Here is a 14,655-nt window from a genome sequence, read left to right as displayed (position 1 = left end):
TCCGGCCCGAACGGAATCAATCAGCGCGCGATCCGCGCGCCCCTGAGCTGGGCGACGCCGCCAGCGGCCACGTCGGTCCACACCAGCCAAGCGCCGCCTGCATCCACCGCCAACTTCGGATAGCCGCTGGCCAGGCCGCGCGCGCCCAGCTTCGCGATCTGGGTCTTCTGCAGCGGCTTCGACAGGTCGAGCGGGTAGCGCGCCAGCATCAGCGCCTGTCCCTGCGCGTCCTCGCGCAGCCACACCACCCACACCTGGTCGGCGTCGATGCCCACCGCGGCGCGGCCGAGCACGGCGGCGCCGGTGTCCACCGTGACCGGATCGAAGAAGCGGTCGCCGGAATTCGGGCTGCGGGCCAGCCGCAGCATCGGCGTGCCGCCGGCCTCGCTGTACCAGGCCACCACCGCGGTGTCACCGGAGGCCGCCAGCGCCGGGCCGGCGACCGGGCAGGCGTCGATCTTCCAGCCGTCGGCGTGGACCGGTTTGGGCGCGCTCCAGGCGCCGTTCTCGAAACGCACGGTGGCGATGTCGCGCACTTCGTCCGCATCGCGATCGCGGTAGGCGAGCAGTGGTCCGCGGGCGGTCTGCGCCACGGCCACCTGGCAGCAGTCGCAGCTGCGCGCGTCGAGCTGCGCATCGGCACCGCGGTTCAGGCTCATGTCGAAGCGGTTGGCGCGCAGTTGCGTCGCGCCGGCATGCCCGGCATGTCCGGCATGGCCCCCGGCCGCGGGTGCCGCGCCATCCTGCGCACGGCCGTCCAGCCAGGCGATGCCCGCCGCGTCCGCGCCATCCGCCCACAGCGCGGCGAAACCATGTTCGACCGGCTGCGCGTCGTCGTTGACGCGGGTGATCTGGGTCCAGGCCATGCCGCCGTCGCGCGAACGCGCCAGCACCAGATCGTAGCCGCCTGCATCGTCCGGCTGACGCTGCAGCCACTGCGCCCACAGCGCGCCATCCGGCGTCGCCAGCAGATGCGGGGTGTCGGCGGCGTTGGCGATCAGCGAATTGCCCACGGCAATCGTGCGCGGCTGGCTCTGCCAGCCGGACTGCTCGGTGTAAGAGGCGAACTGCAGCGCGGTGCGGCGGCCTTCGCGGCGGTTGATCCAGCTCAGCAGCACGCGCTCACCCGGCGCCAGCACCAGGTCGGGGGCCATCGAACCGGCTTCGGCCGGCAGCACCCAGGTCTGGACCGCGTAGTCGCCGTTGGCGGGCTTGGGCTGGTTGGCGTCGCGTTTGCAGGCCGCGATCAGCGGCAGCGAGCAGGCGAGGGCGAAGGCAAGCGCAGTGCGTGTATTCATGGGCGCAGGATACGCCCACCTGTCCGGAGCGGCCGCGGGTCGCCCGCCCTCCTAGGCCGCGCGTTCGCGCCGCGCCCGCTCCAGATGCACCAGCAGCAGCGAGATCGCCGCCGGGGTCACGCCGGGAATGCGCTGCGCCTGGCCCACGGTCTGCGGGCGCACGCGCTCGAGTTTCTGCAGCACCTCGGCAGACAGCCCGCGCACGCCGGCGTAGTCGAACGCCTCGGGGATCGCGGTGGCCTCGTGGCGGCGCTGGCGTGCGATCTCCTCGCGCTGGCGGTCCAGATAACCGGCGTACTTGGTTTCGATCTCGACCTGTTCCGCCACCTTCGCATCGTCCACCGCCGGCCCCAGTTCGGGCACCCGCATCAGCGCGGCATAATCGAGTTCCGGCCGGCGCAGCAGATCCAGCGCGCTGTTCTCGCGGCTGACCTCGATGCCGAGGTGGCGCGACAGCGCCGCGCCCAGCGCGTTGCTCGGCGCCGCCCACAGTGCGGCCAGGCGGGCGGTCTCGGCCGCCACCGCGTCGCGCTTGCGGCTGAAGCGTTCCCAGCGCGCGTCGTCCACCAGCCCGAGCTCGCGGCCCACCGGCGTCAGCCGCGCGTCCGCGTTGTCCTCGCGCAGCTGCAGCCGGTACTCGGCGCGGCTGGTGAACATGCGGTAGGGCTCGGACGTGCCGTGGGTGATCAGGTCGTCGACCAGCACGCCGAGATACGCCTGGTCGCGGCGCAGGCTCCACGCCTCCTGCCCGCGCACGCAACGCGCCGCGTTGACGCCGGCCAGCAGGCCCTGCGCGGCGGCCTCCTCGTAGCCGGTGGTGCCGTTGATCTGGCCGGCGAAGAACAGCCCGGCCACCGCCTTGGTTTCCAGCGACGCCTTCAGCCCGCGCGGGTCGAAGAAGTCGTATTCGATCGCATAGCCGGGGCGGGTGATGTGCGCCTGCTCGAAGCCGCGGATGCTGCGTACCAGGTCCAGCTGCACGTCGAACGGCAGCGAGGTGCTGATCCCGTTCGGATAGATCTCGCTGACGGTGAGCCCTTCCGGCTCAACGAAGATCTGGTGGCTGGCCTTTTCGGCGAAGCGCACCACCTTGTCCTCGATGCTCGGGCAGTAGCGCGGGCCGATGCCTTCGATCTGGCCGGAATACAGCGGGCTGCGGTGGAGCGCATCGCGGATGATCTGGTGGGTGCGCTCGCAGGTGTCGGTGATCCAGCAGCTGACCTGCGCCGGCTGGTCCTCGTGGCGGCCCATGAACGACATCACCGGGCGCGGGTCGTCGCCGGGCTGTTCGGTCATCACCGAATAGTCCAGCGTGCGCCCATCGATGCGCGGCGGCGTGCCGGTCTTGAGCCGGTCCACCACGAAGCGGCCTTCGCGCAGCTTGTGCGCCAGCGCGATGGACGGCGGATCGCCCATGCGCCCAGCGGCGTACTGGGTTTCGCCGATATGGATCTTGCCGGCAAGGAAGGTGCCTGCGGTCAGCACCACCGCCGGTGCGTTGAAACGCAGGCCGGTGTTGGTGATCGCGCCGCGCACCGCGTCCTGCTCGATGACCAGGTCATCGACCGCGGCCTGGAACACGGTGAGCCTGTCCTGCGTCTCCACCGCCTTGCGGATGAAGCTGCGGTACAGCGACCGGTCGGCCTGGCAGCGGGTGGCGCGCACCGCCGGGCCTTTCGACGCGTTGAGCGTGCGCCACTGGATGCCCGCGGCGTCGGCGGCCTTCGCCATGATCCCGCCGAGGGCATCGATCTCCTTGACCAGATGGCCCTTGCCGATGCCGCCGATGGCCGGGTTGCAGCTCATCGCCCCCACCGTCTCGATGCTGTGGGTCAGCAGCAGCGTGCGCGCACCGGCGCGGGCGGACGCCAGCGCGGCTTCGGTGCCGGCATGGCCGCCGCCGATGACGATGACATCGAAGTTGTAGAAGCTGGCGCTCATGCGGGCATTATCGCGCGCCGCGCAGGGTGCGGCCGGGCAGGGTTGGCACGGTTCATGCTTTGGAAAGATCAGCACCCGCCCTGGCACGCCAGCTGGCGATGATCGGACTGAACAGGGGCCGATTACGCGCAGGTCGGGGACGCTACGGGGGCCGGTTGTCGGGGGACAGCCGGCCCCCACTTTGTTTCCGGCCCCATCGACTTGCGTATCGCTCCGGTGGACCGGAGGCGGCAAGGCAGGCCGGAAAGGAAAGCGCCGGTGCCCGCGAGACGCGGAACAGGGGGGATCCGGAGAATCCCGCAAGGCACCGGCGGCGCTAGATTAGCGCGAACAGGCGCGATGTGACGCCACGGGTCAATCTTTTGACAATCTCCGGTTCAGGCTGTGACGGGGCGCACAAAGCGGGTGCTTATGGTGCGCAATCGGCCGCCTGAATGGCATGCGCTAGCATGCGCCGATGACCAGCCCCGACCTGCCACTGCCCACCATCGACGACATCTTCGATGCCGCCGCGCGCATCGCCCCGCACGCCCACGCCACCCCGGTACTGACCTCGCATGCGCTCGACGCGGAGGCGGGCGCGAGCCTGCATTTCAAGGCCGAACAGCTGCAGCGCGTGGGGGCGTTCAAGTTCCGCGGCGCTTGCAACGCGGTGTTCTCGCTGGACCCGGCACAGGCCGCACGCGGCGTGGTCACGCACTCCTCCGGCAACCACGGCGCGGCGCTGGCGCTGGCGGCGAAGCTGCGCGGCATCCCCTGCCACGTGGTGGTGCCCGACGGCGCGGTGCAGGCCAAGCTGGCGGCGATCGAACACTACGGCGCGATCCTGCATCGCTGCGCGCCCACGATCGCCGCGCGCGAGGCGACCTGCGCGCAGGTGCAGGCCGATACCGGCGGCACCATCGTGCACCCCTACACCGATCCGCGGGTGATCGCCGGCCAGGGCACCGCCGCGCTGGAACTGCTGACCGCGCAGCCCGACCTGGATGCGCTGGTGGTGCCGCTGGGCGGTGGCGGGCTGGCGGCCGGCACGGCGCTGGCGATGCGCGCGCTGGCGCCATCCTGCGAACTGTTCCTGGCCGAACCCGAGGGCGCGGCCGACGGCGCGCGTTCGTTCGCCCGCGGCACGCTCGACATCGATTTCGTGCCCGATACCGTCTGCGACGGCCTGCGCGGCACTCTGGGCGCAATCAACTTCGACCTGCTGCGCACAGCCGGTGCGCAGGTGCTGACGGTGGACGACGCGCGCACCATCGCCGCGATGCGGCTGCTGTGGACGCGCACCAAGCAGCTGGTGGAACCCTCGTCGGCGATCGCGCTGGCCGCCGTGCTGGCGCATCCGGCGCAGTTCGCGCGGCGCAGGGTCGGCATCGTGCTGTCCGGCGGCAACGTCGACCTGGACGCGCTGCCGGCGCTGCTGGCCCGCGCCGGCTGAGGCTTACTCCAGCGGCAGCGGCGCGGCGTGCGGGCGCACGTCGCCGGCAAGCGGCGTGGCGGCAGGTTGGCGCGGGATCCACAGGCTGAACACCACCTCGCCGCCGCGGTTCCCGGCCGCCACCTCGCCGCCGTGCGCACGCACGAACTGGTCGACGATGTACAGCCCCAGGCCCAGCCCGCTGCAGGCCTGGAAGCTACCCTTGAACGGTTCGAACAGGCGCGGCAGCAGTTCGTCGTCGATGTGCCCGCGGTTGCGCACCTGCACCTGCAGGCGGCTGCAGTCGCTGCCGTCCAGGCGCAGCGACACCCGCGCGTCCGCGGCATGGCGGACCGCGTTGCCCACCAGATTGGACAGCACCTGGGCCATGCGGTCCACGTCGAAACGTCCGCCCAGCGTGCCTTCGCAGGTGACGTCCACCGCCACGCCGGGCGCCGACTGGCGGAATTCCTCGGCCACTTCGTCGGCGACCGCGCGCAGGTCTCCCTCGCGTGGCTCCAGCCGCAGCACGCCGGAACGGATCTTCGAGAAGTCGAGCAGCTGCGCGATCATCCGCGCCATCCGGTGGGCGCTGTCGAGAATGCGCCCGGCGATGCGGCTGCGGTCGGTTTCCGGCGGCATCAGTTCCAGCGATTCGGCGCACAGGCTGATCACCGACAGCGGCGTGCGCAGGTCGTGCGTCATCACCGCGATCATGGTTTCGTTGAGCGACAGCGCGCGCGCCAGGCGCTCGTTGTTCTGCCGCATCAGCTCGCGCTGGCGGGCCATCTCCACGAATACCCGCACCTTGCTGAGGATGACGTGCGGCTCCACCGGCTTGTACAGGAAATCGACCGCGCCGCTGTCGTAGCCGCGGAACATCCGGCGCAGGTCGCGCGGGGAGGCGGTCAGGAAGATGATCGGCACCTCGCGGGTGCGGCTGGAGCCGCGCATCAGCTCGGCCAGGTCGAAGCCGTTCATCTCCGGCATGTTGACGTCGAGCAGCGCCACCGCGACGGGATGCGTCAGCAGCAGCTCCAGTGCCTGCGCTCCGGATTCGGCGGTCAGCACCGACAGGCCCTCGTCCTCCAGGATCGCGCGCATCGCCATCAGGTTCTGCGGCACGTCGTCCACCACCAGCACGTTCGCCTGCAACGGTGCCGGTTCCGCCTGCGACAGATTCATCGACCCACCCCCGCCAGTTGCTGGACCATCTGTTTCAGCGTGAGCACGGCATCGGCGCCCGCGGCCGCCAGCGCCGCTGCCGGCATCATCGGCATTTCCGCCTCGCCGGGATCCTGCACCCACACCCGCCCCCCGGCGCGACGGACCGCGGCCGCGCCCTGCGCACCATCAGCGCTGGCGCCGGTCAGCACGATCGCCAGCAGTTCATGCTGCCAGACATGCGCGGCGGATTCGAACAGCACGTCGATCGACGGCATCGAGTACATCGGTGGCGCATCCACCGACAGCGCCACGTGCCCGTCGTCCTCGACCATCAGGTGGTAGTCCGGCGGCGCCAGCAGCACCTGGCCGGGCAGGATGGGCTGCTTGTCCTCGGCTTCCATCACCGGCAGGGCAACGGCGCCATCCATCACTTCCGCCAGCTGGCTGGGGCGCCCGCGAGGAAGGTGGATCACCACCAGCAGCGCGCAGGGGAAGTCGGCCGGCAGGCCGGACAGCAGTTCGCGCACCGCCAGCACGCCGCCGGCGGAAGCACCGATCACGATCGCCCGCGGCGTCGGTTGCAGGAGGCTCATGTCCGCTTCCGGAACAGCTTCTGCGCCGGCACCAGCGGCTCGAACGCGTCGGCATTGGCGCCGAAGCGCAGCGACTCGCGGCTGCCAAGGCCAAGGAAGCCACGATGCACCAGGGCCTCGCGGAACAGGCCGATCGCGCGGTCCTGCAGCCCGGCATTGAAGTAGATCAGCACGTTGCGGCAGGACACCATGTGCACTTCCGAAAACACCGCGTCGGTGGCCAGGCTGTGGTCGGCAAACACCACGTGCTTGCGCAGGCGGCGATCGAACACCGCGCGGCCATAGGCACTGCTGTAGTAATCGGCCAGCGAGCCGGTGCCGCCGGCAGCTTGGTAGTTCCGGCTGAAGCCGGTGATCCGCCGGGTCTCGTAAGTCGCGCTTTCGGCCGCGCGCAGCGCCTGCGGGTTGATGTCGGTGGCGTAGATCAGGGTGCGCTCCAGCAGCCCCTCCTCGGCCAGCAGGATCGCCAGCGACCAGACTTCCTCGCCATGGCTGCAGCCGGCCACCCACAGCTTCAGCGACGGATAGGTGCGCAACACCGGCACCACGTGCTCGCGCAGCGCCAGGAAGTAGGCGGGGTCGCGGAACATCTCCGAAACCTGCACGGTGAAGGACGGCAGTGCCTGCGCGAACGCATCCGGCTCGTGCAGGATGCGGTGCTGCAGGTCGGACACGCGCTGGCAGTCCAGCCGCTGCATGGCCTGGCGCACCCGCCGTCGCACCGAGGCCATGGCGTAGTCGCGGAAATCGTGGTGGTAGCGCTGGAACAGCGCCTCCAGCAACAGCCGCACTTCCAGGTCGAACAGCGCCTCCTCGTTCACGGCCGCGAACACCAGACCCTGCAGAGCGAGACCAGCTTGTCCACGTCGATGGGCTTGGCGATGTAGTCGCTGGCGCCGGCGTCGAAGCAGCGCTGGCGGTCGTCACTCATCACCTTGGCGGTCAGCGCGATGATTGGCAGGTCGGCCAGGCGTGGTTGCGCGCGGATCCGGCGCATCGCTTCCAGTCCGTCCATCTCCGGCATCATGATGTCCATCAGCACCAGATCGAAGCTCTGGCGCTCGAGCGCCTCGAGCCCTTCGCGGCCGTTGCGCGCGATCTCCAGCTGCACGCCCATCGGTTCCAGCACGTGGGACAGCGCGAAGATGTTGCGCACGTCGTCTTCCACCAGCAGCATGCGGCGGCCGTCCAGCGCGCTATCGCGGCGACGCGCCTCGGCCAGCAGGCGCTGCTGGTCGCCCGGCAGCTGCGCCTCGACGCTGTGCAGGAACAGGGTGACCTCGTCCAGCAGCCGCTCCGGCGAACGCGCACCCTTGATGATGATGCTCTTGGAGAAGCGGCGCAGGCGCTGCTCCTGTTCGCGCCCGAGCGCACGCCCCGTGTAGACGATGACCGGCGGCGCGGATGCACCGTGTCCCCGCGCGATCTGCTCCAGCAGCGCGTCGCCGCTGCCGTCGTCCAACGCCAGGTCGGTCACCACGCAGTCGAAGCGTGCGTCCGCCAGCGCCTGCCGCGCCTCATCCACGCTGCCCACCGCCACGATGTCCAAGCCATCGCGCGCCAGCAGTTCGCACAGGCTGGCGCGCAGGCCGGCGTCGTCCTCGACGATCAGCAGGCGCTGGCCCTCGCGCCGGCTGCGCGACTCCAGTTCGCGCAGCGCGCCGCCAAGCATCTCGCGCGTGGCCGGCTTGCGCAGGTAGCCCACCGCGCCCATTTCCAGCGCCAGCTGGGTACGGTCCAGTGCCGACACGACGTGCACCGGGATATGGCGGGTGGCAGGGTTGCGCTTGAGCCGCTCCAGTACGCCCAGGCCGGAGCCGTCTGGCAGGCCGATATCGAGCAGGATGCCGCACAGCGCCAGCTCGCCGGCCAGGGCGATCGCCTCCTCGGCGGTTGCGGCCACCACGCAGTCGAAGTCCAGGTCGTGGGCGATATCCAGCATCGCCGCGGCGAATGCGGGCTCATCCTCCACCACCAGCACCATCCGGCCGAGCCGCACGGGGCAGGCGCGGTCGTCCGGCACCAGTCCCATCGCCGGCAGCGCGTGCGGATCCTGCCCGGCTGGCGCGGTTGCCTTGGCCGGCGGGGTGATAACGGCCGGCGCGGGGGCCGGCGCGGCCTCGCGGATCTCGAGTGCATGCGCGGCCGCGCTCATGTCGGCCGGTACCTCCAGGGTGAAGCAGCTGCCCTCGCCCGGCGCGCTGCGCACGCTCAGGGTGCCGCCCATCCGCCGCGCCAGATCGCGCGAGATCGACAGCCCCAGGCCGGTGCCGCCGAAACTCCGGCTGGTGCTGCCGTCGGCTTGGCGGAACGCCTCGAAGATCACGTCCTGCTGGTCCGGCGCGATGCCGATGCCGGTGTCGCTGACGTCGAATACCAGCCGGTCGCCACGCGCCTGCAGCCGCAGCGACACCTCACCCCGCGGCGTGAACTTGATGGCGTTGGCCAGCAGGTTCTTGAGGATCTGCTTGAGCCGTTTCACGTCGCCCACGCCGCTGGCATCGAAGTCGCCCTCGATGCGCAGGTCCAGGCCCTTGTCCGCGGCCAGCGGCTGGAAGATCTCGCGCAGGCGGGTGGCCACCCACTGCAGGTCGAGCGGTTCGGCCGCCAGGTCTACGTGCCCGGCCTCGATCCGCGACAGGTCCAGGATGTCGTTGATCAGGGCCAGCAGGTCGTTGTTGGAGGCATGGATGGCCTTGGCGTAGCGCACCTGCTCTTCGGTGAGCGTGCCGGGCTTGTTGTCGGCCAGCAGCCTGGACAGGATCAGCGCGCTGTTGAGCGGCGTGCGCAGCTCGTGCGACATGTTGGCCAGGAACTCGGATTTGTAGCGGCTGGCTTCGGCCAGCGCGTGCGCGTTGCGCTCCAGGTCGGCCTGCGCGGCCAGCAGGCTGCGCCGCTGCGCCTCCAGCTCGCGGGTGCGCTCCTCCAAGTGCACATTGGTCTGCTCCAGCTCGGCCTGCTGGGCCTCCAGCACCACCTGCGACTGCTGCAGCGAATTGCTCTGTTCCTCCAGCTCCTCGTTGGCCACCTGCAGCTCTTCCTGCTGCGCCTGCAGCTCCGCGCCCTGGCGCTGGGTTTCCTCCAGCAGGTCCAGCAATTGCTGGCGCACGTTGGCGGCGCGCAGCGCCACCCCGATCGGCTCGCCGGCGGCGCGGATCAGCTTCAGCTCCAACCCGGGCGAAATCCGCGATCTGCCCATGCGGCCCAGCTCGAAGGCACCGGTAACCTCGCCATCCACCGTCACCGGCGCCAGCAGCAGTTCGCCAGGGCTGCTGGTGCCCAGGCTGGTGGACAGGACCAGATGCGAGTTGTGCACCGGCGCGATGCGCTGCGCGCGGCCGCTGCGTACGGTTTCCGCGACTGCACCTTCGCCCGGTCGCAAGCTGCGCGGCTGCGTCGGCGGCACCGCCAGCCCCCCCACCAGCACCAGTTCGCTGTCGGTGCTGTGGTACAGCGCGCCAATCGGCGCCTCCAGGCGCGAGGCGAGGACCGCCAGGGCATTGCGCGCCAGCGCCTCCGGCGTCTGGGTGCCGCGCAGCGCCACCATCAGCTCGGCCAGGCTTTCCTCCAGCCAGAGCGCTTCGTTCACCTGCACGCGCGCCAGCAGCGCATCGCGCACCACCCACGCCAGGACCCAGCAACCGGCCGCGCCGATGGCGCGATTGAGGTTGGCCATGAACGGATCGATCCCGTCCGGCGACAGCCAGCTACCGAAGGCCAGCAGCACCGTGGCGATGGCCGCCACCAGCAGCGGCCCACGCGGGCGCTCCTGGAAGAACGCCAGCGCCACGGCCACGAAGTACATGCACCATTCCGCGTAACCCAGCGGGGTGATCGCATCCAGCAGCAGGGTGACCACGAGGGTCAGGACGATGGCGATCCAGGCGGCTTGCTGCCGGATGTCTTGGGGGGGCATGCGCAGACCCGTTGGGAAACGCCCTAGCCTAACCCCTCGTGCGTGGAGACCGCGTCAACTCCCGCGATCGCTGCGCAGGGCACGCAGCTCGCGATGATCGCGGGCGGCCTCGCGGGCCACCACCCAGGCGAACAGGGCGATGCCCGCCACCACCACCAGCGCACCCAGCAGGGCCTGGTCGCGCGGCCAGGCCTCACCCAGGAACAATGCACCCAGCAGCGCAGCGAACAGCACCTCCGCCGCCTGCATCGCCTCCACCGCGCCCAGTGCGGTGCCGTTGTCTCGGACCATGCCGGTGGCTTGGAAAAACAGGATGGTGGCGACCACGCCGGCACTCAGCGCCACCCCGAACGCCAGCCCCACCTGCGCCGCGGGCGGCGGCCCCGCCTGCGTCCACGCCCACAGCGACAGCGCCAGCCATGCCGGCTGGCTGGCGAGGGTCAGGCCGAACACCCGTTGGGTGGCATTGAGTTCGACACCCCGTTTCTCCAGGTGCAGCAGCAGCCCACGGTTGCCCAGCGGATAGGCGAACGCGCTGGCGGCCACGCAGGCCAGCGCCACCCACGCCTGCGCATCCAGCGCGCCGTGCGCATGGCCGCGCTGCATCAGCAGCACGCCGGCCACGATCAGCGCGGCCACCGCGAAGCCGGCACGCGGGATCCGCGCGCGCGCATCGTCGTAGAGCAGCGGCGCGCACAGCATCCCGGCCAGCGCGGTCACCTGGAAAGTGCCCGCGACCAGCCACGATGGACCGCTGGCGGCGGCATGGCAGAGCAGCACGTAGAACAGGAAGAACCCGATCCCGCTCCACAGCAGCCACGCGCCGGGCGCGGCGCGGATGGCCTTCCACACCGGCGCCACCCCGCCCTGCCACGGCATCAGCGGCAGCATCAGCGGCAGCACGAACAGATAGCGCAGCGCCGCGGTCCAGGCCCAGTGCCCGCCCTCCAGCGCCGCGGCGCGATTGAGCACGTAGGTGGCGGTGAAGAACAGCGCCGAGAGCAGCGACAGTCCGACCGCCAGCAGGGCGCGTCGCGACGGGCTCATCCGCGCCGCCGGATCGGGATGCGCGAGACCGGCACCGCCGCGAGGTCGGCGCCGCCCTCGCGGATCGGCGCGCCCGGCTCCGGCGCCCAGGCCATCGCGCTGATGATTTCCCAGGTCGCCGGCAGGCCGGCATCGAGGCGATGCGCTTCATACGCGGCGGCGGCGGCGGCAAAACGCCCGCGCCCGGTCAGGGTGGCGCGGCGTCCGGCCAGCGCGTTGGTCGCGCCCAGCGCCCGCAGCTCGTGCATCAGCGCCGGCATGTCCGGATACACGGTGATCTCCTCGTCGCGATCCACCACCGGCTGGAAGAAGCCGGCGTTGACGAGCGCATCGCCGATGCCCGCGGTATCCACGAACGGGCTGACGTGCGGGGCGGCGTCCGCCTGCGCGAACGCGCCGCGGAGTTCCCACAGGGTTTCCGGGCCAAAGGTGGAGAACAACAGCAGGCCCTGCGGTTTCAGCACCCGGCGGAAGCCGTTGAGCACGCCGTCGAGGTCTTCCACCCACTGCAGGCACAGGTTGGAGAACAGCACATCCACGCTGCCGTCGGCCAGCGGCAGCTGGCGCGCATCGGCGCAGACCTGCACCGGCGCGCGCGCGAACGGGTTGGGCAGCCAGCGCGGGGACGGCTTCGACGCGGCGCGCGCCTGCCGCAGCATCGGCAGGGCCAGGTCCAGCGACAGGATCTCCGCCTTCGGCCAGCGCTGCTGCAGCAGCGCGCTGGCGTGGCCGGTGCCGCTGCCGAGGTCGAGCACGCGTTGCGGCGGCTTGCGCGCCAGCGCGGGATCGTCGAGGTAGTCCAGCGATTCGATCAGCCGCGCCTCGGCCAGGCGCTGCAGCTGCGCCACCGCGTCGTAGCTGGCCGCCGACCGCGAGAACGCGCGCCGCACCTGCCGGGCGTCGAACAGTGCACTCATGCGCCTGCCTCCGCGAGGAAGCCCAGCATCGCATCGGCCACGGCATCTGCGTGGGTCAGGAACGGCGCGTGGCCGGCATGCTCGATCTGGAGGTAGCGCGCATCCGCTGCCAGCGCGGCGGCGGCCTGCATCGCCGCGGGATTGACCAGCCGGTCGCGACGCCCGCTGATCCACAGGCTGGGCATGGCCAGCGCCGGCAGGCTCTCGCGCAGGTCGCCGGTTTCCAGCGCCTGCAGGCCTTCCGCCAGTACCCGCGGCGACGGTTCGCCGTGCGCCAGCACCGCGTCGCGCAGCATCCGCAGCTCCTCGCGCATGTGGTCGGAGCCGAACGCCTCCAGCGCGATGAAGCGGTCGATGGTGGCCTGCCAGTCCAGCCGCAGGCCATCGGCGAAGCCGTGGAATACCTCGGCTGGCATGCCCTGCGGCCAGTCCGCGGCCACCACGAACTTCGGCGTGGCGCAGACCATCGCCAGCGCCGGCACGCGCGACGGCTGCAGCGACGCCGCGCGCAGCGCCACCAGCCCGCCCAGCGACCAGCCGCACCACGGCGCCACCGGCAGCGATTCCAGCAGCGCCTGCGCGCAAGCGTCGAGCTGCAGCGGCACCCCGCTGTCACGGCTGTGGCCGTGGCCGGGCAGGTCCACCACGTGCAGGGTGCGGTGCGCGTGCAGCGCCTCGACCAGCGGCGCGAAAATGCCGCCGTGCATGGCCCAGCCGTGCAGCAGCACCAGCGGCGGACCGCTGCCCGCGATTTCCACATGCAGCTTGTTCATTGATCTCGCGCCAACAGCGCGCGGCGGGTTCCGGAACCGCGCATTATCGCGCGAAGCCGATCCCGCCCGCCGTATCGTGGGCGGATCACCCAGCCACTGGAGCCCCTCATGCATGCCAGCCGCCAGCCATCCCTCGCCGATTCCGGGCTGTGGCGCGAGCAGGCGCTGGTGGCCGGGCAATGGCGCGACGCGCACGCCGGCGGCCGCTGCGAAGTGCGCAATCCCGCCAGCGGGGCGCTGCTGGGCACGGTGCCGGACATGGGCGCGGCGGAAACCCGCCAGGCCATCGATGCCGCCCACGCCGCCTTTCCGGCATGGGCCGGCATGCCCGCGAAACAGCGGGCGCAGGTACTGCGCCGGATGCACGACCTGATGATGCAGCACCAGCACGACCTGGCCGTGCTGATGACCGCCGAACAGGGCAAGCCGCTGGCGGAAGCGCTGGGCGAGATCGCGTATTCGGCCAGCTATTTCGAATGGTTCGGCGAGCAGGCCAAGCGCATGGACGGCGACACCGTCCCCGGCCATGCCGCCGACAAGCGCATCCTCACCCTGCGCCAGCCGGTGGGCGTGGTCGCCGCGATCACGCCGTGGAATTTCCCCTCGGCGATGCTGGGCCGCAAGCTGGGACCGGCACTCGCAGCGGGCTGCACGGTGGTCTGCAAACCGGCGCTGCAGACGCCGTTCTCGGCGCTGGCGCTGGGCGTGATCGGCGAACGCGCCGGGCTGCCGCCGGGCGTGATGAACATCGTGACCGGCGACGACGCGCCCGCCATCGGTGCCGAGATGACCGCCAACCCGAAGGTCCGCAAGCTCGGCTTCACCGGCTCCACCGCGGTGGGCAAGCAGCTGATGGCGCAGTGCGCGACCGACCTCAAGCGGCTGTCGCTGGAATTGGGCGGCAACGCGCCCTTCATCGTGTTCGACGATGCCGACCTGGATGCCGCAGTGGCAGGCGCCATCGCCAGCAAGTTCCGCAACACCGGGCAGACCTGCATCTGCGCCAACCGGCTGTTCGTGCAGGCGGGCGTCTACGAGGCGTTCGCGGAAAAACTCGTCGCGGCGGTGCGTGCGCTGCGGGTGGGTGACGGCCTGCGGGGTGACACCGACCAGGGACCGCTGATCGACGCCAAGGCGCTGGCCAAGGTCGAAGCGCACATCGCCGATGCGCTGGCGAAGGGCGCGCGCCTCGCCATCGGCGGCCGGCGCCACCCGCTGGGCGGCACCTTCTTCGAACCCACCGTGCTGCTGGATGCCAACGACGACATGCTGCCGGCGCGCGAGGAAACGTTCGGCCCGGTGGCGCCGCTGCTGCGCTTCGACAGCGAAGAAGAGGTACTGCGCCGCGCCAACGCCACGCCGTTCGGGCTGGCGGCGTATTTCTACACCCGCGACCTCGCCCGCAGCTGGCGGGTGTCGGAGGCGCTGCAGGCCGGCATGGTGGGCATCAACACCGGGCTGATTTCCACCGAGGTGGCTCCATTCGGCGGGGTGAAGCAGTCCGGCAGCGGCCGTGAGGGCTCGAAGCACGGCCTCGACGACTACACCGAGCTGAAGTACGTCTGCATCGGCGGCGTGTAGCGCGCAGC

Annotated in this window: 11 protein-coding genes; 2 read left to right on the top strand and 9 right to left on the bottom strand. The window is 71.0% G+C overall.

Annotated elements, in window-relative coordinates; all coding sequences use genetic code 11:
• Nucleotides 1–20: 20 nt before the first annotated feature.
• Together ICG51_RS07490 and mnmG are read right to left on the bottom strand one after the other, a co-directional pair.
• Nucleotides 21–1,298: a sialidase family protein gene (locus ICG51_RS07490; protein ID WP_190279785.1), complete on the bottom strand. Its 1,278-nt coding sequence runs from the start codon at nt 1,296–1,298 to the stop codon at nt 21–23.
• 51 nt (nt 1,299–1,349) lie between these two features.
• Nucleotides 1,350–3,239, bottom strand: a complete 1,890-nt coding sequence (mnmG, locus tag ICG51_RS07485; RefSeq protein ID WP_190279784.1) for a tRNA uridine-5-carboxymethylaminomethyl(34) synthesis enzyme MnmG — start codon at nt 3,237–3,239, stop codon at nt 1,350–1,352.
• 457 nt (nt 3,240–3,696) lie between these two features.
• Here mnmG and ICG51_RS07480 point away from each other — a divergent pair, with 457 nt between their 5' ends.
• Entirely contained in the window at nt 3,697–4,674 is a 978-nt protein-coding gene (locus ICG51_RS07480) for a pyridoxal-phosphate dependent enzyme (protein ID WP_190279783.1), read from the top strand.
• A 3-nt stretch (nt 4,675–4,677) separates the two neighbouring features.
• On the opposite strand, the gene ICG51_RS07475 is transcribed toward ICG51_RS07480, so the two are convergent.
• The 7 genes from ICG51_RS07475 to bioH are packed head-to-tail and all read right to left on the bottom strand — an operon-like array spanning nt 4,678 to nt 13,057.
• Nucleotides 4,678–5,838, bottom strand: coding sequence for a hybrid sensor histidine kinase/response regulator (locus ICG51_RS07475; protein WP_190279782.1), 1,161 nt, complete (start codon nt 5,836–5,838; stop codon nt 4,678–4,680).
• A complete protein-coding gene (locus tag ICG51_RS07470) occupies nt 5,835–6,413 on the bottom strand; it encodes a chemotaxis protein CheB (protein ID WP_190279781.1) in 579 nt (192 codons plus the stop codon). Before ICG51_RS07470 ends, ICG51_RS07475 begins: the two co-directional genes overlap by 4 nt.
• Nucleotides 6,410–7,258, bottom strand: coding sequence for a CheR family methyltransferase (locus tag ICG51_RS07465; RefSeq protein WP_223809575.1), 849 nt, complete (start codon nt 7,256–7,258; stop codon nt 6,410–6,412). Before ICG51_RS07465 ends, ICG51_RS07470 begins: the two co-directional genes overlap by 4 nt.
• Complete coding sequence (locus ICG51_RS07460) at nt 7,231–10,329, bottom strand: response regulator (protein ID WP_190279780.1); 3,099 nt, start codon at nt 10,327–10,329, stop codon at nt 7,231–7,233. The genes ICG51_RS07465 and ICG51_RS07460 overlap by 28 nt, the downstream gene beginning before the upstream one ends.
• Nucleotides 10,330–10,383: 54 nt before the next feature.
• Entirely contained in the window at nt 10,384–11,376 is a 993-nt protein-coding gene (locus ICG51_RS07455) for a multidrug resistance efflux transporter family protein (protein WP_190279779.1), read from the bottom strand.
• Entirely contained in the window at nt 11,373–12,293 is a 921-nt protein-coding gene (gene bioC, locus ICG51_RS07450; protein WP_190279778.1) for a malonyl-ACP O-methyltransferase BioC, read from the bottom strand. The genes ICG51_RS07455 and bioC overlap by 4 nt, the downstream gene beginning before the upstream one ends.
• A complete protein-coding gene (bioH, locus tag ICG51_RS07445; protein ID WP_190282405.1) occupies nt 12,290–13,057 on the bottom strand; it encodes a pimeloyl-ACP methyl ester esterase BioH in 768 nt (255 codons plus the stop codon). The genes bioC and bioH overlap by 4 nt, the downstream gene beginning before the upstream one ends.
• Nucleotides 13,058–13,174: 117 nt before the next feature.
• Here bioH and ICG51_RS07440 point away from each other — a divergent pair, with 117 nt between their 5' ends.
• Nucleotides 13,175–14,647 carry an NAD-dependent succinate-semialdehyde dehydrogenase gene (locus ICG51_RS07440; protein ID WP_190279777.1) on the top strand — a complete coding sequence of 491 codons (1,473 nt, stop codon included), beginning with the start codon at nt 13,175–13,177 and terminating at the stop codon, nt 14,645–14,647.
• Nucleotides 14,648–14,655 lie beyond the last annotated feature (8 nt).

Source organism: Thermomonas sp. XSG, from assembly GCF_014678725.1.
In the GTDB taxonomy this organism is placed as follows: Bacteria; Pseudomonadota; Gammaproteobacteria; order Xanthomonadales; family Xanthomonadaceae; genus Thermomonas.
This window is presented reverse-complemented; position numbering and strand designations above follow the sequence as displayed.

Bases quoted from the DNA above. Each gene is read 5' to 3' on its own strand.
- ICG51_RS07480 (WP_190279783.1), top strand. From the start codon at position 3,697: ATGACCAGCCCCGACCTGCCACTGCCCACCATCGACGACATCTTCGAT.
- ICG51_RS07490 (WP_190279785.1), bottom strand. From the start codon at position 1,298: ATGAATACACGCACTGCGCTTGCCTTCGCCCTCGCCTGCTCGCTGCCG.
- ICG51_RS07460 (WP_190279780.1), bottom strand. From the start codon at position 10,329: ATGCCCCCCCAAGACATCCGGCAGCAAGCCGCCTGGATCGCCATCGTC.
- bioC (WP_190279778.1), bottom strand. From the start codon at position 12,293: ATGAGTGCACTGTTCGACGCCCGGCAGGTGCGGCGCGCGTTCTCGCGG.
- mnmG (WP_190279784.1), bottom strand. From the start codon at position 3,239: ATGAGCGCCAGCTTCTACAACTTCGATGTCATCGTCATCGGCGGCGGC.
- ICG51_RS07455 (WP_190279779.1), bottom strand. From the start codon at position 11,376: ATGAGCCCGTCGCGACGCGCCCTGCTGGCGGTCGGACTGTCGCTGCTC.
- ICG51_RS07475 (WP_190279782.1), bottom strand. From the start codon at position 5,838: ATGAATCTGTCGCAGGCGGAACCGGCACCGTTGCAGGCGAACGTGCTG.
- ICG51_RS07470 (WP_190279781.1), bottom strand. From the start codon at position 6,413: ATGAGCCTCCTGCAACCGACGCCGCGGGCGATCGTGATCGGTGCTTCC.
- ICG51_RS07440 (WP_190279777.1), top strand. From the start codon at position 13,175: ATGCATGCCAGCCGCCAGCCATCCCTCGCCGATTCCGGGCTGTGGCGC.